18 protein-coding genes are annotated in these 23,151 nt (G+C 73.5%); 10 read left to right on the top strand and 8 right to left on the bottom strand.

The window, feature by feature from the left end; genetic code table 11:
* Positions 1 to 2 precede the first annotated feature (2 nt).
* The gene (locus tag C9F11_RS34925; protein WP_138963269.1) at positions 3 to 710 is read right to left on the bottom strand and encodes a succinate dehydrogenase; all 708 of its coding nucleotides are present in this window, start codon (positions 708 to 710) and stop codon (positions 3 to 5) included.
* Positions 711 to 804: 94 nt separating this feature from the next.
* Between C9F11_RS34925 and C9F11_RS34920 the strand changes: the two genes are divergently transcribed.
* Together C9F11_RS34920 and C9F11_RS34915 are read left to right on the top strand one after the other, a co-directional pair.
* On the top strand, positions 805 to 1,680 hold the full coding sequence (locus C9F11_RS34920) for a LysR substrate-binding domain-containing protein (RefSeq protein ID WP_138963267.1): 876 nt from the start codon (positions 805 to 807) through the stop codon (positions 1,678 to 1,680).
* A gap of 197 nt (positions 1,681 to 1,877) precedes the next feature.
* Positions 1,878 to 4,718, top strand: a complete 2,841-nt coding sequence (locus C9F11_RS34915; RefSeq protein WP_138963265.1) for a hypothetical protein — start codon at positions 1,878 to 1,880, stop codon at positions 4,716 to 4,718.
* A gap of 15 nt (positions 4,719 to 4,733) precedes the next feature.
* On the opposite strand, the gene C9F11_RS34910 is transcribed toward C9F11_RS34915, so the two are convergent.
* The 3 genes from C9F11_RS34910 to C9F11_RS34900 all read right to left on the bottom strand — a co-directional run bounded on the left by C9F11_RS34910 (position 4,734) and on the right by C9F11_RS34900 (position 8,952).
* A complete protein-coding gene (locus C9F11_RS34910; protein ID WP_138963263.1) occupies positions 4,734 to 6,866 on the bottom strand; it encodes an EAL domain-containing protein in 2,133 nt (710 codons plus the stop codon).
* The gene (locus tag C9F11_RS34905) at positions 6,863 to 7,693 is read right to left on the bottom strand and encodes an SAM-dependent methyltransferase (RefSeq protein ID WP_138963261.1); all 831 of its coding nucleotides are present in this window, start codon (positions 7,691 to 7,693) and stop codon (positions 6,863 to 6,865) included. Before C9F11_RS34905 ends, C9F11_RS34910 begins: the two co-directional genes overlap by 4 nt.
* Before the next feature lie 293 nt (positions 7,694 to 7,986).
* Positions 7,987 to 8,952 carry an SCO0930 family lipoprotein gene (locus tag C9F11_RS34900; protein WP_138963259.1) on the bottom strand — a complete coding sequence of 322 codons (966 nt, stop codon included), beginning with the start codon at positions 8,950 to 8,952 and terminating at the stop codon, positions 7,987 to 7,989.
* Positions 8,953 to 9,271: 319 nt separating this feature from the next.
* Here C9F11_RS34900 and C9F11_RS34895 point away from each other — a divergent pair, with 319 nt between their 5' ends.
* Together C9F11_RS34895 and C9F11_RS34890 are read left to right on the top strand one after the other, a co-directional pair.
* Complete coding sequence (locus C9F11_RS34895; RefSeq protein WP_171075927.1) at positions 9,272 to 9,961, top strand: hypothetical protein; 690 nt, start codon at positions 9,272 to 9,274, stop codon at positions 9,959 to 9,961.
* A 15-nt stretch (positions 9,962 to 9,976) separates the two neighbouring features.
* Positions 9,977 to 10,741: a DUF4239 domain-containing protein gene (locus C9F11_RS34890; protein WP_138963257.1), complete on the top strand. Its 765-nt coding sequence runs from the start codon at positions 9,977 to 9,979 to the stop codon at positions 10,739 to 10,741.
* Between the two features lie 73 nt (positions 10,742 to 10,814).
* On the opposite strand, the gene C9F11_RS34885 is transcribed toward C9F11_RS34890, so the two are convergent.
* Positions 10,815 to 11,669, bottom strand: a complete 855-nt coding sequence (locus C9F11_RS34885) for a class I SAM-dependent methyltransferase (RefSeq protein WP_138963255.1) — start codon at positions 11,667 to 11,669, stop codon at positions 10,815 to 10,817.
* A gap of 539 nt (positions 11,670 to 12,208) precedes the next feature.
* Here C9F11_RS34885 and C9F11_RS34880 point away from each other — a divergent pair.
* The 3 genes from C9F11_RS34880 to C9F11_RS34870 all read left to right on the top strand — a co-directional run bounded on the left by C9F11_RS34880 (position 12,209) and on the right by C9F11_RS34870 (position 14,926).
* Entirely contained in the window at positions 12,209 to 13,528 is a 1,320-nt protein-coding gene (locus C9F11_RS34880; protein ID WP_212767856.1) for an alpha/beta hydrolase-fold protein, read from the top strand.
* A 272-nt stretch (positions 13,529 to 13,800) separates the two neighbouring features.
* Complete coding sequence (locus tag C9F11_RS34875) at positions 13,801 to 14,115, top strand: YidB family protein (protein ID WP_138963253.1); 315 nt, start codon at positions 13,801 to 13,803, stop codon at positions 14,113 to 14,115.
* Positions 14,116 to 14,404: 289 nt separating this feature from the next.
* Positions 14,405 to 14,926 (top strand): hypothetical protein, encoded by a 522-nt coding sequence (locus tag C9F11_RS34870; RefSeq protein ID WP_138963251.1) that lies wholly within the window; start codon positions 14,405 to 14,407, stop codon positions 14,924 to 14,926.
* Positions 14,927 to 15,027: 101 nt separating this feature from the next.
* Here C9F11_RS34870 and C9F11_RS34865 read toward each other — a convergent pair whose 3' ends face one another.
* Positions 15,028 to 15,516: a hypothetical protein gene (locus C9F11_RS34865; protein ID WP_138963249.1), complete on the bottom strand. Its 489-nt coding sequence runs from the start codon at positions 15,514 to 15,516 to the stop codon at positions 15,028 to 15,030.
* Positions 15,517 to 15,956: 440 nt separating this feature from the next.
* Between C9F11_RS34865 and C9F11_RS34860 the strand changes: the two genes are divergently transcribed.
* Positions 15,957 to 16,547: a class F sortase gene (locus tag C9F11_RS34860; RefSeq protein WP_249402261.1), complete on the top strand. Its 591-nt coding sequence runs from the start codon at positions 15,957 to 15,959 to the stop codon at positions 16,545 to 16,547.
* Between the two features lie 73 nt (positions 16,548 to 16,620).
* Here C9F11_RS34860 and C9F11_RS34855 read toward each other — a convergent pair whose 3' ends face one another.
* Positions 16,621 to 17,466: a polysaccharide deacetylase family protein gene (locus C9F11_RS34855; protein WP_138963245.1), complete on the bottom strand. Its 846-nt coding sequence runs from the start codon at positions 17,464 to 17,466 to the stop codon at positions 16,621 to 16,623.
* A gap of 211 nt (positions 17,467 to 17,677) precedes the next feature.
* Positions 17,678 to 20,968: a bifunctional lysylphosphatidylglycerol synthetase/lysine--tRNA ligase LysX gene (lysX, locus tag C9F11_RS34850; protein ID WP_138963243.1), complete on the bottom strand. Its 3,291-nt coding sequence runs from the start codon at positions 20,966 to 20,968 to the stop codon at positions 17,678 to 17,680.
* Between the two features lie 121 nt (positions 20,969 to 21,089).
* On the opposite strand from lysX, the gene C9F11_RS34845 reads away from it, so the two are divergent.
* Both C9F11_RS34845 and C9F11_RS34840 read left to right on the top strand, forming a co-directional pair.
* Positions 21,090 to 21,563, top strand: coding sequence for a universal stress protein (locus tag C9F11_RS34845; protein WP_138963241.1), 474 nt, complete (start codon positions 21,090 to 21,092; stop codon positions 21,561 to 21,563).
* A 133-nt stretch (positions 21,564 to 21,696) separates the two neighbouring features.
* Positions 21,697 to 23,148, top strand: a complete 1,452-nt coding sequence (locus C9F11_RS34840; RefSeq protein ID WP_138963239.1) for an amino acid permease — start codon at positions 21,697 to 21,699, stop codon at positions 23,146 to 23,148.
* Positions 23,149 to 23,151 lie beyond the last annotated feature (3 nt).

Raw genomic sequence — 23,151 nt, 5'->3', positions numbered from 1 at the left:
GGTCAGCTCACCACTCCGGTCATGACGCCGACGGGTACGGAGACGAAGCCGGCGGTCAGCAGCAGCGCCAGACCGTTGGCCAGGGTCTTCAGGGCGCGGTCGCGGGTCGCGCTGCCCACGCCGAGGGTCTGTGCGGCGCTCCAGAAGCCGTGCCGCACGTGGAAGCCGACGGCGACCACGGCGACGATGTAGACGACGTTGCCGTACCAGGTCGAGAAGGTGTCGATGACGTTCTGGTACGGGTGCAGGTGCTGGTACTCGCCGGGGTGCGCGGTGCCCGTCGTCAGGTCCAGGATGTGCCAGACGATGAACAGGCCGACGATGACGCCGCCCCAGCGCATGGTGCGCGTCGCGTAACTGCTGCGCGGCTTCTTGTGCACGTACTTGGTGGGACGCGCCTTGATGTCGCGCTTGCTCAGCTGGTACGCGGACACGGCGTGCGCGACGACGGAGACGACGAGCACGACGCGGATGACCCACAGGGTCCACTCCCACCGCATCACGGGCCCGCCGAGCGTGCGCAGCCAGTGCGCGTAGTGGTTGAAGTCGCCGGGACCGAAGAAGATCTTCAGGTTCCCGATCATGTGGGCGACCAGGTAGAGCAGCATGATCAGACCGCTCACCGCCATCACGGTCTTCTTGCCGACGGTGGAGTCCCACACCGATCGCGGAAGTGACGGCCGTCGGTCCGTCCGCGTTGCCAGAGCCATGTCATCCACGCTACGGGCGAAGGTCCCGATCAGTCCAAGAGATGATGGCGCTCATCTCCATAGCGGGAGACTATGGAAAGTCTAGGGTGTGAGCATGCAATTCCAGCAGCTGCTGTACTTCGTCGCCGTCGCCGAGACCCGGCACTTCACCCGGGCCGCCGAGCGGGTGCACGTCTCCCAGCCATCGCTCTCGCAGCAGGTGCGCGCCCTGGAGAAGGAGCTGGGCGCTGAGCTGTTCAGCCGGGCGCGCGGCAACATCACGCTCACCGACGCGGGCGAGGCGCTGCTTCCGCTGGCCCGGCGCATCCTCGCCGACACCGACACCGCCCGCATCGAGGTCCAGGAGCTGGCGCAGCTGCGCCGCGGCCGGGTGCGCCTCGGCGCGACCCCGAGCGTCTGCACCGGTCTGCTTCCGCAGGTCCTGCGCGACTTCCACGACCGGCACCCCGGCATCCAGCTCCTCATCGAGGAGGGCGGCAGCCACGACCTCGTCCGCCACCTCGCGCGCGGCGCCCTCGACCTGGCGCTCGTGGTGCTGCCCCTGCCGAGCCCCTCGCCCGCCCTGACCACGGTGGAGCTGCTGCGCGAGGACCTGGTCGTGGTGTCGTCGCCGGACGCGCCCGGCCTCGGCGCCACGGCCCGCGTCGCCGATCTCCAGGGCGAGCGCCTTGTGATGTTCCGGCACGGCTACGACCTGCGGGAGCTGACGGTCGCGGCCTGCCGGGCCGAGGGCTTCGAGCCCGAGTTCGCCGTCGAGGGCGGCGAGATGGACGCGGTGCTCGGCTTCGTGCGCGCGGGCCTCGGCGTCGCCGTCGTCCCCCGCATGGTCGCCGAACGCGCGGGCGGCGACCTGCGGATGACGCCGCTCGCCCGGCCCCGCCTCCGCCGCACGATCGCGCTGGCCCACCGCAGCGACGTGGCACCGCCGCGGGCGGCCCGGGAGTTGCAGCGGATGCTCCTCGCCCGGTGAGGCGGAGCGCGAGGCAGAGCGCGAGGCGGCGCGATAGGCGGCGCACGCCTCGCCACACGCAAGAAGGGCGCGCCCCCCTGCGCTCCCGTACGCCTGTCAGAACGGCATGTGCGTAGGAGATTTCCCGCCATCCGAAGCCTCCCGGCCACCTTGCACCCGGCCCTACCCTGGCCCTTCGAACGCGGGAGGGGGCGCGCATGGGGGCTGCGCGGGGCGTGCGGCGCGGGGTCGCCAGGGCTGCTCGGGCGACGGCCGCGCTGCTGCTGTGCGGCCTGGTCGCGGCGTGTGTGACGTGGGCGTCGGACGAGTGGGGAGACACCGCCCGCGGCCAGGTCCTGGCGCAGCGGGCCGAGCTCAACAAGCCGCGGCCGCCGAGGCCGTGGTGGGACGAGGGCGCGAGGCCGGAGTCCGGCCACATTCCGGCGGGCTCGGTGCTGGACAGCCCGAGCCGGGGCAGCAGCGGCGAGATCGCGGTGCGCATCGAGCGCACGCCCAAGAAGACCTGGCGGGCCCTGGTCCGCTACCGGCTGCGGCTGCGCGCTGCGGACCCCCTGGCGAACCGGCTCAGAGCGGAGCCGGAGCGGTTCGCCAAGGTCTCCAGCAGGCTGCCCGGCGGGTACGCCACCAGCGTCGCCCTGCACGGCGGCGCGCGGCAGCCGGGCTACCCCCGTTGGTGCACGGTCAGCCAGGCGTCGGCGCGCGACAGCGTGACGGTCACCGCCGAGCACCGCGTCACCCTGACCACCGCGACGACCACGAGCGACCTCACGTACTCCATCACCTCCTCGTTCAAGGACGAGAAGGGCGAGCTGGTCCCCCGCGTCCGCCTGCCCGGCCACTGGGCCTGGAGCATCGAGGTGCCGCGCGGCTGGGGCCTCGCGGTCACCGGCACGCCGACCCGGCAGCGGGCCCGCACGGTCGAGTTCATGCTCGGCGGCACCGGCAAGGAGAACACCACCAGCACGGTGACGGCGAGCCTCCTGACCGCCCAGGAGACGGCCTTCCCCGCGCCGGACTCCCCCGTCCCCAAGGACCCGCCGGGCAGCAGCCCCGAGGCCCTGCTGTCCCTCGCCGTCCTGGCCGTCGTGGTCTGTGCCGCGCTGGCCGGCTACCGCACGGCGGCGGGTGGCGCCCCGCGCCCGGCGTCCCTCGTGCCGCTCGCCGTCGCGGGCCTCGCCGTCGCCGTCGGCGCGCTCCTGCTCGACTCCTACTCCACCAACTGGAAGGTCCTTTCCTGGCTGTGGGGAGCCGTCCTGTACGGCCATGACGGCCTGGTCGCGGAGCCGCTGCCCATGGAGTCGCGCACCCAGGGCGTGCTGCTCGGCACCGTCCTGTTCGTCCTTCCGGTGCTGACCGTCGTCGTCACCCACCGGCGTCGCGGCGCCCCCTGCCCCGCCGTGGTGGAGGCGGGTGTCCTCGCCGCGCCCACCGCCGCCCTCGTCCTGCTGGCCTGGCTCATGGGCGGCGGCACGTGGACGCGGTCCGTCGTCACCTGCCTCGTCACCGCCTCGCTCGCGGCCGTCGTCGTGTACGCGGCCCTCCGCCTGCGGCTGTGCGGCGGCGCGGCGCGCCCGTGGGCGGTGCCGCTCGCCCTGGCCACCTGGACCGCGGCGATCTCCTGCGTCGTCCTCCAGGTGCTGCCCTGGGAGTTCGAGCTGGCGACGCCGTTCACCGGGCAGTGGCTCTTCACCGGGCGGAGCGCCGGGGCCTCCTGGCCGCTCCTGTTCACCCTGCTCACGCCCTGGGTGACCGCGCTGCTGCTCATCGTCGTGCCGCTCCTGCCGCCCGCGGCCCGGACCGGCTGGAAGGGGCGCCTGGCGCTCGTGGCCGTGCTCGTCCCGGCGCTGCTCCCGTGGTGGACCACCATGAACTCCACCGACCGCCCCGCGACCAGCGACCTGTTCGCCCAGCTCGCCGGGGAGTGGCCGGGCGACAGCCTCGTCTACGGCGTCCGCACCATCGCGCCCGGCGTACAGGTGATGTGGTGCGCGGCCGTCGCCGTCCTGTTGGCCCAGCTCTACGCCACCGGTGGGCGGAAGGGCCGCTGGGGCTCCGGAGCACGCCGGAACTGCCTCGCCCTGCTGCTGCTCGCCGCCGCGGCGACCGTCGTCGGCGCCCCGGACAGCTGGCTGCCGTACTGGACGACCGCCGCCGCGCTCCTCGTCGCCTGGGCGGGCGCCCACCTCCTGCTGCCGTCCGCCCGTGCGGAGCGCGCCGGGCAGCTGCACGCGCTGTCCGGCGCCGCGCACGCCCGGCTGCTCAACTCCCTGGCCCGCGCCCTGCTCTTCGCCGAGGGGCGGCACCGCTTCCTGACGTCGTCACGAGGCACCCTCGCCGACACCTCCCTGCCCGCCGACAGCTGGGAGGAGAAGTGGCAGAGCCTGCGGCAGCCCACCGCCGCGGACGCGGCCCGGGAGACGGCGAAGCTCAAGGCCGTCGCGCTCGGCGGCTCGGCGGGCCGCACCGCCTGGTCGAACGGCGTCGCCGCCGCGGCGGCCACCGCCCTGCTCACGCTGCCGTGGACGGCGTGGACCGCGTGGCAGGCCGAGGGCTACAGCGGCCTGCCGGAGTCGGTGACCGTGGCGGGCGCGCCCACCTGCGTCTGGCTGGCGCACGGCTTCACGTACGGCTATCTGTATCCGTGGCTGCGCGGCAACACGCCCGTCGGCAAGGCGGGCTGGCTGTGGGCGGTGATGTCGGCGGTCCAGCTCCTGCTGCTCGTCCCGCGCCTGCGCGTGCCCCAGGGGCCGACCGCGCTCTCGGTCTTCCTGATCCTGGCGCAGAGCACCGTCATGGCCCTGGGCCTGGCGCTGTACTGGGAGATGCGCCTGGTCCGCAGGGCCGACCTCCTGTGGGGCCACATCCGCAACTTCCGCCGTCTGTCGTCCCTGGCCACCCCGGTGAGCGCGGTTCTGGTGGCGGCCGTGGCCGCGGTGGCCACCGTCCTTGCGACGACCTGGGCGAACAACGTCACGGCCCCGGTGGAGACCCCCAGCCCGTCCCACTCCACCACGACGGCGCCGCCCGAAGGGCCCTGACGCGGGGCGCCCCCGTCAGGGCACGTCCGCGAGCGCCAGCTCGTGCAGCCGGTCCGGCGGGCCGGGCCGGGCGTAGTACCAGCCCTGCGCGGTGTCGCACCCCAGCTCCCGGAGCTGGTCGGCCTGCGCCCCCGTCTCGACGCCCTCGACGGTCACGGCCAGGTCCAGGCTGTGCGCGAGCGACACGATGCCCTCGACGATCTTCAGGTCGACCGGGTCGACGGGGTAGTGCTGCATGCCCTGGGTGAAGGCCCGGTCGAGCTTGAGGACGCTGACCGGCAGGCGCCGGAGGTTCGCCAGGTTCGAGTACCCCGTGCCGAAGTCGTCGAGCGCGATGTCGACGCCCATCTCGGCGAGCCGCCGCAGCGGCTTGAGCAGGTCCTCGTCGGCACCGATCAGCGCGGACTCGGTGACCTCCAGGCACAGCGCGCCCGGCGCGAGCCCCGTCCGCTCCAGGATCTCCACGGTGTCGGAGACGAGGCCGGGGTGGGTGAGCTGGCACGGCGAGAGGTTCACGTTCACGCGCAGCGGGCCCGAGTTCTCGTGCCGGGCCTCCCAGGTGCGCGCCTGGCGCACGGACTCCTCCAGGACCCAGCGGCCGAGCGGCACGATGAGCCCGGTGTGCTCGGCGAGCGGAATGAAGCGGTCCGGGCCGATGACGCCGTGCTGCGGGTGCAGCCAGCGCACCAGCGCCTCGGCGCCCCGCACGCTGCCGTCCTCCAGGTGCACGAGCGGCTGGTACTCGATGAAGAACTCGCCGCGCTCCAGGGCCACCGGCAGCGCCGTCGTCAGGCCGTGCCGGGTGATGGCACGGGCGTCGGCCTCGGGGTCGGCCAGCTCGTAGCGGTTGCCGCCCGCGTGCTTCGCGCGGTACATCGTGATGTCGGCGCTGCGCAGCACCTCGGCCGCGCCGCGCTCGGCGGCCGGGCCCTCGACGATGCCGATCGAGCCGCGCACGGTCAGCTCGCGGCCGTCGACGCTGATCGGCGTCGCGAGCGCGTTCATGATGCGCCCGGCCAGCTCGTCGACCTCCCGCTCGGTGTCGGGCCCCGTGGTCAGCGCCACGAACTCGTCGCCGCCGAGGCGGGCCACCATCTCGCCGGGCGCGGTCGCGCAGGCCTGGAGGCGGTCGGCGACCTCGACGAGCAGCCGGTCGCCCGCCGCGTGCCCCAGGCTGTCGTTCACCGTCTTGAAGCCGTCGAGGTCCAGGTAGCAGAGCCCGAAGCGGGCGCGCTCGCCGGCCGCGAGCGCCTTCTCCAGGCGTTCGAAGAACAGCGTGCGGTTGGGGAGTCCGGTGAGCGCGTCGTGCGTCGCCTCGTAGCGCAGGCGCAGATTCAGCAGGCGGCGCTCGGTGGTGTCCTCGACGAGCGCCAGCTGGTACTGCGGCACCCCGTCGGCGTCGCGGAGCAGAGAGACCGTCAGATTGGTCCACAGGACGGTGCCGTCGGGGCGGTAGAAGGCCTTCTCGACGCGGTAGTGCTCGCGCTCGCCGTGCACCAGCTCCTCGTACAGCTTCCAGACGTGCGGGGAGTCGTCGGGGTGCGTCCAGCTGCCCACGTTGCGCCCGCGCAGCTGGTGCTCCAGGCCGCCGAACATCCGCACCAGGGCGTCGTTGACCTCCAGGACGGTGCCTTCGAGGTCGGCGATGCCGATGCCGACCGCGGCGCCGTGGAACACCGCGCGGAAGCGGGCCTCGCTCGCGTGCAGGGCCTCGGCGACGGTGCCCCGCGCGTCGAGCGCCGCCCGGGATATGGCCTCCTGCTCGGCGAGGGTGCGGGCGCGCAGGGCCCGCGCGAAGCCCGCGGCGACCGCGTGCTGGATGCGGGCGCAGCGGGCCCGCAGCTCCTCGCGCTCGCCCTCGGCGCCGCAGTACAGGACCAGATAGGCGTCCACCACGTTCAGCGTGCGGCTGAGCGCCTCGGGCTCGGTGCAGTGCGCCTCGACCAGGGCCGCGCCGACCGCCTCACCGGTGGCGGCGCGGAACGGCCGCTCCTCCAGGGCGTCGCGCAACCACCGGGCGAGCGGCCGCAGTTGCTGCTCGAACTCGGGCCGGGTCAGCGAGGTGGCGGTCACCGGGAAGAGCGCGCGACTCCAGATCGTGGCGAATCTGCGCAGTCTGTCCTCCGGCCCGTCCGGCTCCGCGCTCAACGCTTGCGTCCCACGCCGGCGAACCCGGAGAAGGCCCAGGGGTCCTCGGCCTCGCACTCGTCGTACTCGCCGAGTTCCGTGTCGGCCCGCCACTGCGGCATCGGCACGAGGCCGGGTTCCACCATGTCGTATCCCTCGAAGAACCGCGCGATCTCGGCACGCGATCGCATGATCAATGGATTGCGGATGTCCTTGTACACGCCGACGGCGCCGGCGGCCTGCTCCTGCGGAACCGGTATCCCTTCGTACGAAATGTGGGTGACGGCAAGGAGGCTGCCGGACGCCGTCGCGTCCCGCAGTTCTCCGACCGCCGCGTAGGGATCGTACGCGTCCTCGACGAAGTGGAGTATGGCCGCCAGGAGAAGCGCAGTCGGCTTGTCCAAGTCGATCAGTGCCCTGACCTCGCAACTGCCCAGGATGTCACGGGGTTTGCGCAGATCGGCGAAGACCGCGTCGACCTGGGGCTCGCCGTCCACGACCGCCCGGGCGTGCGCGACGGCGACCGGGTCGTGATCCACGTACACCACGCGCGCCCCCGGGGCCGCGGCCCGGACCGTCTCGTGGACCGCGCCGAAGGAGGGGATGCCGCAGCCGATGTCGAGGAACTGGTCGATGCCCGCCTCGGCGGCGAAGCGCACGGCACGGCGGGTGAAGGCACGATTCGCCTGCGCGATCTTGGGGAAGCCGGGCAGGAACTCCATGGCCCGGCGGGCGGCGTCCCGGTCCGCCTCGAAGTTGTACGAGCCGCCCAGGTAGCAGTCGTTGATCCGGGCCGCGCTCGGCATCGCGATGTCGATGCCGGGCGGGGCCCAGGCGGGACGCTCCATCAACACTCCAAGGCATAGGCATCAGGCTGAGGCGAGCCGGTGTTCGAAGGTGAGGCTACTGATCGCCAGCCAAGGGAGCGAGTCAAACCGGAAATTGGCCGTCCGTTCTCGGTCACTGCCTGGGGCACTGCCGGTGGCACATGCCGTACGCATCCTGAGAAACGCCGAAGAACCGGCCCATTCCCTCCGTCTCGGTACGGAAGGAACGGGCCGGTCGGCCGGGCGCGGCGGGGCCTGTCCGGGCTACGGGGTGGGGCGCCGGACGGGCCGGGCGCCGCAGCGGCGGCAGGGACCTACCGCGCGGCGCGCACCGGCTTGCCGTCCGGGGCCGCGGCGAACCAGGTGCCGCCCACGCCCTGACCGTTGGTGTCGCCGGGCTTGGCGTCCCCGGCGAAGGTGTACAGCGGCCAGCAGTCGAGCGTCTGCTGCTTGAGGCCGTCGGGGCGGTTGAAGGTGACGAACCCCTTCTTCAGGACGCCCTTGGTGTCGTTCTTGGCCACGGGCTCCACCACCGGCCACTTCTTGAGGCAGGCGCCGGTGCAGGCGGACTTCATGGGCCAGGCGGAGTCCTTGGTGAAGCGGTAGACCGTCATGCCGTTCTTGTCGACGACGATCTCGCCGAGCTCGGGGTCCTCCCGGGTGGAGAGCCCGGCCGGGTCGGCGGGCCGCGCGGCGCCCGCCCCGCCGCCGGGGGCCGCGGGCTTCGCCTTCTTGCCGTCGGGAGCCGCCGCGAACCAGGTGCCGCCCACGCCCTGCCCCTTGACGTCGCCGGGCTCGGCGTCCTTGGCGAACCGGTACATCGGCCAGCCGTCGATGGTCAGCTGTTTGCCGCCGTCGGACCGGGCGACCTCGCCGATCAGGGACGCGTCGACGCCGGGCGGGGCCTTCGCGCCCTTCGCGGGCACCACGGGCCAGGCCTTCGCGCAGGCCCCGTCGCAGTTCGACTCGGGCGGCTCGGCGGAGTCCTTGTCGAAGCGGTACAGCGTGAAGCCCGCGCTGTCCGTGACGACCTTGCCGAGCTTCTTGCTGTCCCAGACGGCCAGCTGCCCGGCGGCCTTCGCCCCGCCCTTGGCGCCCGCGGCGCTGCCGGAGTCCGAGCCGTAGCCGTCGTCCGAGCCGTAGCCGTCGTCCGCGGGCGCTTCGTTGCCCACGTTCTGACCCTTCGGGGACTGCTCCCCCTTGTCCTGACCGCACGCCGTCGTCAGCGCCAGCACGGCCGCAGCTGTCGCTACGAGCGAGGCGCTCCGCCAGGTCTTCATCTCTCACTCACTCCCGCTGTTCGCTCGGGTGGTGCGACGACCGCTCGCGTCACACATGGCCCTAGGTACGGGTGGGGCGGGGGAGAGCGTTCAAGAGTGGTTCAAGATTCTTTGCGGGGCCGGTGACGCAGCCGGTGACACGGCCGATGACGCGGCCGGTGGCCGCGGGACCCGCACGGCGCGCGGAGCGGCGCCTCCGCGCCGAGCGGCGCTCCCGTGTGACATGACAGCGCGAACTCGCGTACGACCGCTCCCTCTTTTGGTCGATTCATCCCAACATCGCGCGCGAGCGGGGCGCACGCCCCTCATCATCTGCGACGTGCCCGGATCTTCCAGGGGCTTCCTCGCTCCCGTCACACGTGTGTTCGTGCTGCTCGCGCTGGCCCTTCTCGTGGGCCTCCCGGCGGGCTCTGCCGTCGTCGTGGCCGACGCCTGCGCGTACGCCTCGACCGGCCCGGGCGGAACGGCCACGGCGTACGCGGGCAGCGGAAAGTGCCCGCCGCCGCCCACGAAGCCACCCAAGCCGACGCCGCCGAAACCCACTCCCCCGAAACCCACGCCCACCCCGCCGAAGCCCACACCCACGCCCCCCAAGCCCACGCCTCCCAAACCCACGCCCACGCCGCCGAAGCCCACTCCGCCCAAGCCGACACCCCCGAAACCCACGCCTCCGAAACCGACGCCGCCGAAGCCGACCCCGCCCGCGCCGCCGCGGCCGGTGCCGCCGCCGAAGCCCGCGCCGCCTCCCCCGCCGCCCTCGCCCCGGATCGCCCCGGCGCCGCCCGCGCCCTCGGTCGAGCCGCCGCCACCGCCCAAGCCCAAGCCCCCCGCGCCCCGGCCCACGCCCTCGCCCCGGCACTCCCAGCGCGCGCCGGAGCCCGTGCACTACCCCGCGTACCACGCGCCCCCGCGCAAGAGCCCGCCGCGCGACGGGGCCTCCCTCGTCCAACTCACCCTGCTCATCACCGCACCCGCGGTGCTCGCCGTCGCCGCGCTGCGGCCGCGCTGACCGCCGGAGGACTCCTTGACGGAATGGCTTGTTCTCACCCTCGCGATGGCTGCCGCGTGCGCCGTCGTGCTCCTCATCGTCGTGCTGCGGCACTGGCGAAACTCCGCGGACGCCGACGTATCGGAGACTCCGGACGTCATGGAGTACATGACGATGATGATCGGCGTGGTCTACGCGATCGTCCTCGGTCTGGCCATCGCGGGCGTCTGGGAGGCCCGCAGCGCCGCCCAGGACCACGTCCGCAACGAGGCCCAGGCGCTGCACGAGGTGCACGAGCGGGTCCGTGTCTACCCCGCCGAGGTCCGTGACCGCATCCGCAGCGACGTAAGGGCGTATGTCGGCCACGTGGTGACGAAGGAGTGGGACCAGATGGCCGACAACGGCGAACTCAGCCAGCGCGGCACCGCCCTGCTCGCCACGCTCCGCCACGACGTCACCGACTACGAACCCAAGTCCGACTTCGAGGCGCAGGCCTACCAGCCCCTCGTCGACCAGGTCGCCCTGGCCGACGACGCGCGCGGCGCCCGCGGCGACAGCGCCGAGGCCACCATGCCCGGGGTCGTCTGGTTCGGCCTGATCACCGGCGGGCTCGTGACCGTCGGCCTCATCTTCGCCTTCCAGATCCGCCGCACCGGCCGCGAACTCGTCCTCGCCGGTCTCTTCTCCGCCCTGATCGCCTTCCTGCTCTTCCTGATCTGGGACTTCGACGCCCCCTACAGCCGCGGCATCGCGGCCACGGCGGAGCCCTTCACGGCGCTCTTCCCCGGGATCGGCGGCTGACGGGACGCGCACGGGGCCCCGTCGCCACGAATCCGCGCGGCCCGGACACGGGCCACGCGGACCGCCCCCGGCCCTACGCCCCGGGGCGGCGGCCGCTGAAGACGCCCCAGCGCAGGCGCCCCGCGCCGGCCGCGTCCACCCACAGCGGCAGATTGGCGAGCAGCCCGTCGACGTAGCCGGGGCTGATGACGGCCCGCAGGTCGGCCTCCTTGGCGCGCGTCTCGTCGGTGAGGCGGACGTAGTGGCGCTCCACCTGGTCGCTGTGGTCGGCGAAGTCGACCGAGCCCAGGCCGAGTTCGCCGAGGAGGCGCAGATAGAAGGTGGGCGTGGCGAGCGCGTCCACGCCGAGGCGGGACACGGCCGTGTGCAGCACCTCGGCGGGCACCTCCTCGTCGGCCATCAGATCGGTGAAGGCCAGGGCCCCGCCGGGGGTGAGCACCCGGACCGCCTCGCTCAGGACGCGGTTCCGGTCGCCGCTGTGGCAGAAGGCCTCCAGGGAGCACACCGCGTCGAAGTGGCCGTCCGCGTAGGGCACGTCGTGGAAGGAGCCGGTGACGACCTCGATGAGGTCGCCGAGGCCGCGCGAGGCGTTGGCCGCGCGGTGCCGCTCGTTCTGGGCCTCGCTGAGGTTGAGCGCGACGACCCGGCAGCCGAAGCGGTCGGCCAGGTAGCGGGCGGTCCCGCCGTAGCCGGAACCGAGGTCGAGGACGGTCCGCTCCGGGCCGAGGGTGCCCTGGAGCCGGTCCGCGAGCTCCTGGACGGTACGCCGGGAGGCGTCCGCGATGGGCTCCCGCTCGTGGGCGTAGATGCCCGTGTGGATGTCCTCGCCGCCCCACACGATGTCGTAGAACGCGTCGACGTCACTGGTCTCGTAGTAACGGCGCGTCGCGTCCTCGCCCGTGCCCGATGCGGTCACGTCACTGCCCATAGCCGCTTGCCACCTCTCGCCGGTCCGCCCGGGGCCCCTTCGCGGGCCCCGCGGCCAAGCCTCGGCGCCTTCGCGCCGAAGATCAACGAGGGCGAATCAGCCATGTCGGCGTCCCGGGGCGGCCGTCGCGGGGGTGGGCGCGCCGGGCCGGGACCGTCCGTTCGGGAGGCGTGAACGCCGGTCCTGCCCGGCCGCCCGGCGGGCCACCGGCGCGTCGCAGGGAAGTACCGGTGGCCCCGCCGCACGGATGCCCCCGCCGTCCCCCGTCGTGCCCCATCCGCGCGGCATATGCGTCATGAAACCCCCTCGCGGGGCCGTCCGGGGAGTGTGTGCGCCGCGCCAGTTCGGGTGCGGCGAGCACACGGCGTGTGACCGGGGCGGCGCCGCCGGGCGCGCCCCGCCCGCGCGCCCGCCGCACGCCCTGGCCCGCGCTCCCTCTTCACGCCCCCGCCGCACCCGCGCTGCGACCCGGCCCTGACCAGCGCACCCTGGGGGGAAGCAGGCCCTGGAGCGGGGCGGCGGGCAGGAAGCGAGCGCGTGTGGAGCGGGTGGTGACGGCCGCGGGGCCGCTGGACTGGTCGCTGGTGGCCGGAACCGTGCCGGTCCTGCTGCGGGTGCTCGGCGCGCTGGGGCTTGCGGTGCTGCTGTGGTCGCGGCAGCGCCGATGGTGGACGCGGCTGCTGCCCGCCGCGCTCGTCCTCGCCGCGCTGCTCGCGTTCCTGGTGCCGGTGGTGGTGGACGACTGGTGGCAGCCGTTCCCCGACACGCTGCCGACCGACGTGGTGGTGTGGATCGGCGTGGCGCTCCTCGGCGTGTGCCTCGCCCTCTTCCGGATGCCGACGCTGCGCCCGCGCGGCCGGGCCGGGGCGGTGGTCGCCGGGGTGTTCGTGGTGCTGTTCGGCCTCTGCGAGGTCAACATCCACTACGACAACTACCCGACCCCGCGCACCATGCTCGGCCCGCAGGACACCGTCGGCCTCCGGGAGGCCGCGGGCGGCGAGGAGCCGCTCGTCGAGGTGGAGCCGGGCAGGGCGGTGTCCGAGGTCTGGCGGGCCCCCGCCGGGCTGCCCGCCAAGGGCACGGTGTCGAAGACCCCGGTGCCGGGGAAGCGGTCGCACTTCGCCGCCCGGGACGCGTACGTCTATCTGCCGCCCGCCTACCAGGCGTCCCCGCGGCCGCCGCTGCCCGTGCTCGTCCTGATGGCGGGGCAGCCCGGCGCGCCGGAGGACTGGATCACCTCGGGCCAACTGCCGGACATGATGGACGAGTTCGCCGCCGCTCACGCGGGCCTCGCGCCCGTCGTGCTCGTCGTGGACCCCCTCGGCGGCTCGTTCGACAACCCGCTGTGCATGAACTCCCGGCTCGGCGACGTCCAGACGTATCTCGTCGAGGACGTGCCGCGCTGGGCGGCCGAGCACCTCCAGGTCGCCTCCGGACGCGCGCACTGGGCGGTGTCCGGGCTGTCCAACGGCGGGACCTGCTCGCTCCAGCTGGCGGTGAACGCGCCCGGCCGCTTCGGCTCCTTCGTCGACATCTCCGGGCAGGACGAGCCGACGCTCGGCAGCCGCAAGAAGACCGTCGACGCGGCCTTCGGCGGTGACGAGGCGGCGTTCGAGAAGGTCAACCCGCTGGACGTGCTCGCGCGCGAGCGCTTCCCGGACACCTCGGCCGTGTTCGTCGCCGGGAAGGACGACTCCACGTACCGGCCGCAGGCGCTCAAGGCGTACGCGGCCGCGAAGAAGGCGGGCATGAAGGCCGAGCTGGTCGAGCTGCCCGGCGGCCACAGCTGGCAGGTGTGGCGCCCGGGGCTCCGCGAGCACCTGGGCTGGCTCGCCTCCCGGACGGGCCTGACGCCGTGACCGTGCGCGGCCGCGCTCCCGCCTGCGCCCCGTCCGCGCACGCGCCCGGGTCCCGCCCGGTTTCCCGCCTGACGGAAAAGGGGCTGGAAAAGCGGTGCCCGGTGGGTCAAATCGCCCTGGTCCGTGGCGCGTTCAGCATGCCTTCACTTCAGCGGGCAACCCTCGAACACCCACGCCACGTCTGGTCCCACGAGGGCAACGCGGAGGCGGTGAATCCGCCGCCGCGCCTCAGCACCACCGATTCGGTTATCGCTTCTTGCAAGGAGATAGACATGGCTGCCATCGACGCCCCCGCCACCCCCCTGGAGCTGTTCCTCATCACCACCCTCTTCGACGGCGGCCACATCGCCCCGGCGGTGGAGGAGCTGCGCGCGGCCGGCCTCGGCGACAAGGTCGACTCGTGGATCAGCACGGGTGAGAACCAGCCCCTCACCGCCGACGAGCTGTCCAAGGCCCTCGGCGACAGCATCGCCCGCATAGCCGCCATCCAGGGCCTCAGCACGGACGAGGTCGCCCAGAAGGCCGCGGCCGCGCTCCCGGTCACCTTCGACGCGCTGAGCCCGGAGGGCCAGGTCGTCACCCAGTAGGGCGCACCGCCCCGCTGATGCTCCTGTTCCGCTGATTCCGATCCGCTGAACGACGTGCCGCCCGGCGGCCGCGGCTCTCCCACGGGGGCCCGGCGCCGGGCGGTTTCCGCTGTCCGGGCACAGCGCGACACGCGCCCGTTCCCCTGTACGGCCCACAGGAATGCCCCGTTCGCACGACAGCGATCGCGGCGCACCCCCGTCCTCCCTAGCGTTCGACGCATCGAGGTGCGCATCAGGCGCCGGCGGAAGAAGGTCCGCGGCCGCTCCTCGGGGACCCGGAGGATTCGCCATGCGCGCCATACGCGTCGCCTCGGCCGCCCTGTTCACCACCGCCGCCCTGGCCCTCACCGCCCCCGCGGCGGGCGCGGCCGTGGCGGGCGACGAGAACGTCACCTCGTTCGGCTTCCGCGTCACGCCCTCCACGATCGCCGCGGGCGGGCAGGTCACGCTGACCGTCGACGGCTGCGACAACACCACCAAGGTGACCTCCGGCGTGTTCGACGACGTCACCATCCCCAAGGGCCAGTCGTCGGCCACCGCGCACGTCTTCTGGGACGCCAAGCCCGGCGCCCTGTACGAGGTGACGTTCACCTGCGGCCAGGAGTCGGGCAGGACCGACCTCACCATCGCCACCGGCGGCGGCCACTCCAGCCCCGGCACGCACCACAGCAGGGGCGTCCGCGCGGGCGTCGGCGGGAGCGTCGGCGGGTTCGACGGGGGCCAGCTGGCCCTGGGCGGCGCGCTGATCGCGGGCGTGCTCGGCACGGCGTACTACTGGACGCGCCGCCGTACGGACGCCGATCACTCCTGACCCCTCGGGTCACACCGGCCCCGGAGCTCCGGGGCACGGACGGGCACACACGGCCGACCGGCCCGGCGCGGAAGGGGACGCGCCGGGCCGGTCGTGTCTGGTCACGCCCTGTTCTCGGCCCGGCGCCGCATCCAGAACACGCCGCCGCCGACCACCGCGGCGGCCACCAGGGCCCCGCCGATCGCGATGTCGGTGCTGGTCGCCCCGGACGTCGAGCTGCCGCCGAGGCCGCCGCGGGCGGCGCCGTGGATGACGGTGAAGGCGTGCGGGCGGGTGAGCGGCTGCTTGCCGTGGCAGAGCGCGGTGATGTCGTAGGCGCCGGGCTCGGCGTGGTGGTGCACGGTGACGGTCGCACTGGAGGTGGTGCCGCCCGGGATCTGCTTGAGGTCCGTCTTCGGGAAGGCGGGCGACTCGACGCTGCCGGGGTGGTCGCAGCCGTCGACGGTGACCGTGAGCTGACCGCCCCGCGCGATCACGCTGGGCATGGCGACGATGTTGCTGGGGCCCGCCCAGGCGGCCGCCGTCGGCGCGGCGAGGCCGACGACGGCACCTGCGGCGACGACGGCCGCCAGTGCTCGAGAGTTACGCATGGAATTCCTCCGCGAGAGGCACCCCGGGGAAACCATTCCCCGGTCGTTCGGCGAGAGCGCCCTCAGACAGACCCTCAGACGGCGTGCGTACAGCCGCATTTCGGGGATCGCCCGTCCTGGTGAGGGGACACGCCGGGAGGCGTCCGCGGGCGCGGTCATCACCGCAGGTCACGGACCGTCAGAAAAAACCTGCGGGCGGCGACTCGGATGGCGCAGGCCGCGCTCTCCCGCCACCCGTTCGCGCCCACCCTTTCGCACGCCGCGCGCGCTGCACTTAGCGTTTTCGTACGCGCCACGGACACGGCGGGAAACACCGTGTCGAGAGGGGATAGGGAATGTCTTCGTCCCAGCCGTTCGAGCCCGCGAAGCAGCCTTCCGACGCCGCCGCGTTCGAGGAGTGCGAGGAGGAGCGGCCGCGCAAGCGCGCGCCGTGGGGCGCGATGGCGCTGGTGCTGCTCACCGGGCTCGCGCTGATCCGCAACGGCTCCGGCGAGTTCGACGTGGGTCCGCCGCAGCCCGCGTCGGCCGCGGCGGCGGACCGCGCGCCCGCCAAGCCCGGCGCCCCCGCGCCCCTGACGTTCTCGGCCGCCGACCGCGTGCGCATCGAGGCGATCCGCGTGGACGCTCCCGTGATGGCGGTGGGCCTGGACGCGGAGGGCTGGGTGGACGCGCCGCCGCCGGACGACCCGAATCTCGCGGGCTGGTTCACGGGCGCGGTGTCGCCGGGCGAGAAGGGCACGTCCGTCCTGGTCGGGCACGTGGACAACCAGCAGGGGCCCGCGGTCTTCTACGGCCTCGGCTCGCTCAAGAAGGGCAACCGCGTCGAGGTCCTGCGCCAGGACCGGCGCACGGCCGTCTTCGAGATCTACGGCATCGAGGTGTTCGCCAAGAGCGACTTCCCCGGCCGGCGCGTGTACGGCGACACGGGCACGCCCGAGCTGCGGGTCATCACCTGCGGCGGCGGCTTCTCGAAGCAGAGCGGCTACGACGGGAACGTGGTGGTCTTCGCCCGCCTGGTCGGCGTGCGCTGACGCGCGGCCAGGGCGTGCGCGCCCCGCGTGGCCCGTCGTGTCCGCGCCCCCGCGGCGGGCGGGGGCGCGGGGCTCACACGCGGTAGCGGCTCGGCACCGTGAGGTGGAATCCGGCGTCCAGGAGCTCGGGCAGATAGGCGTCCAGGGCGTGCACGCTCTGGGTGCGGTCGCCGCCGGCGTCGTGCGACAGGACGACGACACCGGGGCCCGCGCCGCTCAGGACGCGCTGGACGATGGTGCCGGTGCCGGGGGTGCGCCAGTCGAGGGTGTCGACGGTCCAGGCGAGGGGCTCCATGCCGAGTTCGGCGCCGAGCTCGAAGGCCGCGCGGTTCCAGGCGCCGTAGGGGGCGCGGAACCACAGGGGCGGCGTGCCCACGGTGCGCTCCACCACCTCGCAGGTGCGCTCCATCTGCTCGTGGATCGCGGACCGCGCGAGGGCCGGAAGCAGGGGGTGGCTCCAGGTGTGGTTGCCGATCACGTGCCCGTCGTCGGCCATCTGCCGCAGCAGGTCCCCGTTGTCCGCCGCCATCTCGCCGCACACGAAGAACATCGCGCGGACGCCGTACCGCCGCAGGGTGCGCAGGATGGCCGGGGTGTAGCGCGGGTCGGGTCCGTCGTCGAAGGTCAGGGCCATGGCGCGGGTACGGCCCGGAAGGCGCAGGATGGGCGCGCGGCGCACGGCGGGGCGGGCGGGCGCGGCGCGCTGCGGCCCGTGTCCGGTCATGGGCCGCAGCCGGTACGCGGAGGGCTTGCGGGCGCGCGGGGCCTGCGGGCCCGCGGCGGGGGCGCCGGAGGCGGCGGTCCGCCCCGGGGCGGGTGCGCGCCCGTCGGCGGAGCAGCCGGTGGCGGCGGCGAGGCCGAGGACGGCGGCGCCGCGCAGCAGCGCCCGGCGCCCCGGAGGCAGCTGATCGTCTTTCATGACTAATGCCTCGCATGGCCGAAGGCCGCGGGCTCTCAGCAACACTGACGCGGCGCCCGAAAGCACCCGATCAGCCCCTCGGAGCAGCATGGGCTCCAAGCGACGCAAGGGCACCAGGGGCAGCGCCCCGAAGGGGCGCGGGGAACTGCGCGACCGGCCACAACGCACCGCCAGACGAACGACGACCCACACGCCGAGGCCAGCGCCAGCATCACCGGCGGCGGACCAGCGGGAAGGGGAGCGTCTCGCGGATGGTCAGGCCGGTGAGGAACATGACGAGCCGGTCGACGCCGATGCCGAGACCGCCGGTGGGCGGCATCGCGTACTCCAGGGCGTCGAGGAAGTCCTCGTCCAGCTCCATCGCCTCCGGGTCTCCCCCGGCGGCGAGCAGCGACTGCGCGCTGAGGCGGCGGCGCTGCTCGACGGGGTCGGTCAACTCCGAGTAGGCGGTGCCCAGTTCGGTGCCGAAGGCGACGAGGTCCCAGCGCTCGGCCAGGCGCGGGTCCGTGCGGTGCTGGCGGGTCAGCGGGGAGACCTCGGTCGGGAAGTCCTTGTAGAAGGTGGGCAGCTCGGTCCGCTCCTCGACGAGCCGCTCGTACATCTCCAGGACCACGTCGCCGCGCCCGTCGTCGGCGGTGTACGGCACGTGGGCGCGGTCGCACAGGCGGTGCAGGCGCTCCGGCGGCGTGTCGGCGTCGATCTCCTCGCCGAGGGCCTCGGACAGCGCGCCGTACACGGTCTTGACGGGCCAGGGCCCGGAGATGTCGTACTCCCGGCCGTCCTTGCGGGCGACGGGCGTGCCGAAGGCGGCGGTGGCGGCGCCCTGGATGAGCTCGCGGGTGAGGTCGAGCATCACGTCGTAGTCGGCGAAGGCCTGGTAGGCCTCCAGCATCGTGAACTCGGGGTTGTGCTTGTACGAGACGCCTTCGTTGCGGAAGGTGCGGCCCATCTCGAAGACCTTCTCCAGGCCGCCCACGCACAGCCGTTTGAGGTACAGCTCGGGGGCGATGCGCAGATACAGGTCGAGGTCGTAGGCGTTGATGTGGGTGGTGAAGGGCCGGGCGTTGGCGCCGCCGTGGATCTGCTGGAGCATCGGCGTCTCGACCTCCAGGTAGCCGCGGTCGAGCAGGCCCTGGCGCAGCGCCTGGACGGCGGTGGAGCGGGCCCGGACGACGTCGCGGGCGGCGGGGCTCGCCACCAGGTCGAGATAGCGGCGGCGCACCTTGGCCTCGGGGTCGGCGAGGCCGCGGCGCTTGTCGGGCAGCGGGCGCAGGCACTTGCCGGTGAGCTGCCAGGAGGTGACGAAGACGGTCAGCTCGCCCCGGTCGCTGTGGCCGACCTCGCCGGTGGCGGTGACGTGGTCGCCGATGTCGGTGCGGCGCGTGAAGGCGTCCAGGACGCCGGAGCCCGAGCGGTCGCGGGTGAGGGCGAGCTGGAGGTCGCCCGACCAGTCGCGGAGCACGGCGAAGACGACGCCGCCGAAGTCGCGCAGCAGCATCAGGCGGCCCGCGACGGTGACCTCTTCGCCCGCCGCGTCCGGGCGGACCGCGGCCAGTTCGTGGGTGCGCGGCGGGATGCCCACCGGGTAGGGGTCGACGCCTTCGGCGCGCAGCCGCTCCAGGGCCCGGTGGCGGATGCGGATCTGCTCGGGCAGCGCCTCGACGGGGTCGAGCCCGGCGTCGGCGCCGCCGCCGAGGCCGAGTGCGGCGATGGACGGCAGGCCCTCGGTGGTGGCGGGCTTGGTGACGCCCCGGGTCCGGTGGCCCTTGCCCCACAGCTGGCGCAGCGAGGGCACGGAGACGAAGCCCTCGGCGATGCCGGAGGCCAGGCCGATGCGGGCGAGGGAGCCCGCGTCGCCGTAGCAGAGGAAGCGCGGGTACCACTCGGGGTGGTACTTGGCGTTGGAGCGGTAGAGGGCCTCCAGCTGCCACCACTTGGAGAAGAACAGCAGCAGCTTGCGCCACAGGCGCAGGACGGGGCCCGCGCCGATGCGGGCGCCCTCCTCGAAGACGGAGCGGAACACCGCGAAGTTCAGCGAGATCCGCCGCACGCCGAGCTTCGGCGCCACGGCGCACAGCTCGGCGACCATGAACTCCATGACGCCGTTGGGCGCGCTGCGGTCGCGGCGCATCACGTCGAGCGAGATGCCGTCCCTGCCCCAGGGCACGAAGGACAGCAGGGCGAGCAGCTTGCCGTCGGGGTCGAGGGCCTCGACGAGCAGGCAGTCGCCGTCCTCGGGGTCGCCGAGCCGGTCGAGGGCCATGGAGAAGCCGCGCTCGGTCTCGGTGTCCCGCCAGGCGTCCGCCCTGTCGATGATCGCCTCCATCTCCTCGTCGCTGAGGGTGGCGTGGCGGCGGACGCGGGCGGTGGCTCCGGTGCGCCGGACCCGGTTCACGGCCTGGCGCGTGACGCGCATGTCGCGGCCGTCCAGGTCGAAGTCCGCCACGTGCAGGATGGCCTCGTCGCCGAGCTGGAGGGCGCCGAGCCCGGCGCGGGCGAAGGCCGTCGCGCCGTCCTCGGAGGCGCCCATCACGGCGGGCGCCCAGGCGTACCGCCGGGCCACGTCGAGCCAGGCGCCGATGGCGTGCGGCCAGGCCTCGCGGTCGCCGACGGGGTCGCCGCTCGCCAGGCAGACGCCCGCCTCGACGCGGTAGGTCACGGCGGCCTTGCCGCTGGGCGAGAAGACGACGGCCTTGTCGCGCCGGGTGGCGAAGTAGCCGAGCGAGTCCTGGTCTCCGTAGACGCCGAGGAGGGCGCGGATGCGGGGCTCCTCGTCGCCGTGCAGGGCGGCTTCCATGCGCTGGGAGCGGAACAGGGTCGCGGCGGCGTTGAGCAGCGCGAGGGCGCCGAAGAGGCCGAGGAAGAAGTACAGCGGGCGCGGCGGTGAGCCGTCGAAGTAGTCGTGGCCCTGGAGGAGGCCGCCGCAGACGCGGTTGGCCGCCCACAGCAGCCGCTCGCCGCGCGGCAGCGTGCCGGGGAAGAGCTCGACGAGGCCCCAGCCGACGAGCACCGCGAGGCCGAGCCCGGCGGCGAGCACGGCGACGGCCCGCCACAGGGCGCCCCGGCGCGAGTCGGCGGAGAACTCGGCGCGCGCCAGGATCAGCACGACGAGGGCCACGCCGCAGACGACGAAGGACGGCAGCGACTCACCCCAGTAGCCGAGGGCGAAGCCGAGGACGTCGAAGGCGACGAGGAGGCCCAGATAGACCACCACGAGCCACCACGCGACCTTCTTGCGGGCCGCGATGGCCGCGGCGAGCAGGAAGAGGAAGACGGCGTAGGCGAGGTTCGGGCTGACCGGCACGGTGAGCTGGTCGAGGAAGCGGATCACAGGCCGCAGCAGGCGCCGCAGCGGCGCGATCACGGCGAGCACCGCGCAGCACAGGCCGAGGGTGCCGAAGAAGGCCGCGAACACCTCGGGCACGCGGTTGAGGCCGCTGACGCGGAAGCCGCCGGGGCGCGTGCCGCCCTCGGGGCCCGGCTCCTGGACGGTGGCACTCATGGTCACGACTGTAGGAAAGGGCGGGGCGCGGCGCCCGTCGAACGCCCGGGGACGGCGGGGCCGCCGGAGTCCGGAGAGGCCGCCGATCCCCGGAACCGGGTCCTCCGATAGCCTCGGAAGCGTGACCGAAGAGCCCGCGCAGCAACCGTCCCAGCAGTTCGAGCGGGGCACCGACGGCCCCAAGGTGATCGTCGTCGGGGTCGACGGATCGGATTCCTCGCTCCGTGCCGCGGCATATGCCGGTGGCCTGGCCCGGCGGCAGCGGGCGCTGCTCGCCGTGGTGTACGTCCAGCCGGTGCTCGCGGCGGGCGCGGCCCTGGGGGCGCCGGTCGCCGAGACCACCGACGAGATCGCCGAGGGCCTGATCGCCGAGATCCGGGACGCCACGGAGCGCGTGAAGGGCATATTCGACGTGCGCTGGGAGTTCCACACCTTCCGCGGCGACCCGTACAACGGCCTGGTCACGGCCGCGGACGAGCTCAAGGCCGACGCCGTCGTGGTCGGCGCGTCCGAGCAGGCGGGCCACCGCATCGTCGGCTCGGTCGCGGTGCGCCTGGTGAAGGCGGGGCGCTGGCCGGTCACCGTGGTGCCGTAGGGCCGACCGGGGGAACCTCGCCCGGGCGAAGGGGGCGCGCCGACGCGTGGTGCGTGGTGTCTTCCGCGTCGGGTGCGCCTGAGCCAGGATGATCCGCCAGCAGCCGACCGCCGCCAGCGAAGAGGTGAGGCTCATGGCCGGACTACGGATGGGGCAGGGCGTCCTGCGGCGCAAGCCCATCGAGCACATCGAGGAAACCGAGGCGGGCGGCGGGGGCACCCAGCTCACCCGCTCCCTCGGCCTGTGGCAGCTCACCGCGATCGGCGTGGGCGGCATCATCGGCGCCGGGATCTTCACGCTCGCCGGCACCGTCGCCAACGAGAAGGCCGGGCCCGCGGTCCTCATCTCGTTCCTCGTCGCGGGCGTCGCCAGCGCCGCCGCGGCGTTCTCCTACGCGGAGTTCGCGGGCCTGATCCCCAAGGCGGGCTCGGCCTACACCTACGGGTACGCGGTGCTCGGCGAGATCACCGGCTGGTTCATCGGCTGGGACCTGCTCCTGGAGTACACGGCGATCGTGGCGGTGGTCGCGATCGGCATCTCCGGGTACTTCAACTTCCTGCTGAACGAGATGGGCGCGGACCTGCCCGACTGGATGCTGGGCGCGCCCGGCACCGGCGGCGGCCACAAGGTCGACCTGTTCGCCGCGGTCCTGTGCCTGTTCATCGCGTACATGCTCACCCTCGGGATCAAGAACGCGGCGCGCTTCGAGATGATCGTCGTGGTCCTGAAGGTGCTCGTGGTCCTGCTCGTCATCGGCGTCGGCTTCTTCCACGTCGAGACCGGCAACTACTCGCCGTTCTTCCCGTTCGGCGTCAGCGGCGCGTTCACGGGCGCGGCCACGGTGTTCTTCGCGGTCTTCGGGTACGACGCGATGAGCACGGCCGCCGAGGAGTCCAAGGACGCGCAGCGCCACATGCCGAAGGCCATCCTGTACTCGCTGGCGATCTCGATGGTCCTGTACGTCCTGGCCTGCCTGGTCCTGACGGGCATGCAGGACTACAAGGACATCGCCCCCGAGAGCGGCTTCTCCTCGGCGTTCAAGGCGGTGGGCCTGAGCGGGCTCGCGGACGTGATCGCGGTGGGCGCGATCATCGGCATCCTCACGGTGATGTTCACGTTCATGCTGGGCTGCACGCGCGTGTGGTTCTCGATGAGCCGCGACGGGCTCCTTCCGAAGTGGTTCGCCAAGACGCACCCGACGCGGCACGTGCCCACGCGCGTGACGTGGATCGTCGGGTTCGCCTCGGCCGCGATCGCCGGTTTCCTGCCGATCGGCGAGGCGGCGGAGCTGACCAACATCGGCATCCTGCTGGCCTTCGTCGTGGTGTGCGTCGCGGTGATCGTGCTGCGCTACAAGCAGCCCGACCTGCCGCGCACGTTCCGCTGCCCCGGCATGCCGGTGGTGCCCGCGATCGGCGTGGTCTTCTCGATCTGGCTCATCACGTTCCTGGAGTGGCAGACCTGGGTCCGTTTCGCGGTGTGGTTCGTGGTGGGCCTCGGGGTGTACTTCGGGTACTCGTACCGCAGGTCGGAGCTGGCCAGGAGCGAGCGGGGCGAGCCGCGGGGGTCCGGTCCGGTGGCGTGAGCG

Origin of the sequence: Streptomyces sp. YIM 121038, assembly GCF_006088715.1 — a bacterium.
In the GTDB taxonomy this organism is placed as follows: domain Bacteria; phylum Actinomycetota; class Actinomycetes; order Streptomycetales; family Streptomycetaceae; genus Streptomyces.
The sequence above is the reverse complement of the archived record's forward strand: the minus strand, read 5'-3'. Positions and strand labels throughout refer to the sequence as shown.

Coding starts and splice junctions, on each gene's coding strand:
- C9F11_RS34865 (WP_138963249.1), bottom strand. CDS start 15,516: ATGCGTAACTCTCGAGCACTGGCGGCCGTCGTCGCCGCAGGTGCCGTC.
- C9F11_RS34905 (WP_138963261.1), bottom strand. CDS start 7,693: ATGGAGCGTCCCGCCTGGGCCCCGCCCGGCATCGACATCGCGATGCCG.
- C9F11_RS34855 (WP_138963245.1), bottom strand. CDS start 17,466: ATGAAAGACGATCAGCTGCCTCCGGGGCGCCGGGCGCTGCTGCGCGGC.
- C9F11_RS34900 (WP_138963259.1), bottom strand. CDS start 8,952: ATGAAGACCTGGCGGAGCGCCTCGCTCGTAGCGACAGCTGCGGCCGTG.
- C9F11_RS34870 (WP_138963251.1), top strand. CDS start 14,405: ATGCGCGCCATACGCGTCGCCTCGGCCGCCCTGTTCACCACCGCCGCC.
- C9F11_RS34875 (WP_138963253.1), top strand. CDS start 13,801: ATGGCTGCCATCGACGCCCCCGCCACCCCCCTGGAGCTGTTCCTCATC.
- C9F11_RS34860 (WP_249402261.1), top strand. CDS start 15,957: ATGGCGCTGGTGCTGCTCACCGGGCTCGCGCTGATCCGCAACGGCTCC.
- C9F11_RS34885 (WP_138963255.1), bottom strand. CDS start 11,669: ATGGGCAGTGACGTGACCGCATCGGGCACGGGCGAGGACGCGACGCGC.
- C9F11_RS34840 (WP_138963239.1), top strand. CDS start 21,697: ATGGCCGGACTACGGATGGGGCAGGGCGTCCTGCGGCGCAAGCCCATC.
- C9F11_RS34925 (WP_138963269.1), bottom strand. CDS start 710: ATGGCTCTGGCAACGCGGACGGACCGACGGCCGTCACTTCCGCGATCG.
- C9F11_RS34920 (WP_138963267.1), top strand. CDS start 805: ATGCAATTCCAGCAGCTGCTGTACTTCGTCGCCGTCGCCGAGACCCGG.
- lysX (WP_138963243.1), bottom strand. CDS start 20,968: ATGAGTGCCACCGTCCAGGAGCCGGGCCCCGAGGGCGGCACGCGCCCC.
- C9F11_RS34915 (WP_138963265.1), top strand. CDS start 1,878: ATGGGGGCTGCGCGGGGCGTGCGGCGCGGGGTCGCCAGGGCTGCTCGG.